The 387-nt window shown below is 68.0% G+C and carries 1 protein-coding gene; it reads right to left on the reverse strand.

Features of this window, described 5'->3' with window-relative positions; translation table 11 throughout:
• A partial coding sequence (locus ACXAHD_RS32430; RefSeq protein ID WP_475055228.1) for an RHS repeat-associated core domain-containing protein occupies nt 1–387 on the reverse strand: 387 nt, incomplete at both ends.

The raw sequence follows: 387 nt of genomic DNA on the forward strand, positions 1-387 counted from the left end.
TCCTGGATGGGGTCGACGCTGATGAACTGGCCGGTGGTGGGGTCGTAGTCGCGTGCGCCGAGGCGGGTGAGGCCGGTGGTGGTGTTTTCGGTTTTGCCGAGGAAGCCGCGGTTGTCGGGTGGGGTAGTGGAGGTGCCTCGTGGTGCGCCGTAGGGCGTGTACTGGCGCCAGGTCGGGGTCTGGGCGGTGTGGTTGAGGTAGAGGGTGGGTGTTCCTTGGCGGTCGGTGATGGCGAAGGTGTAGTTGGTGCCGGTGCCGGTGCCGGTGCGGATGCAGACGGTTCCGCCGGGGAGTGCGTAGTAGCGGGCGCCGGTGACGGCCTGGGTGGTGGTGTTGAGGGTGTGTTGCTGGCCGGGGAGGTAGAGGGTGGTGGTGCCGGGGTCCTTT

This window comes from Micromonospora sp. ABR4_055 (assembly GCF_056160425.1).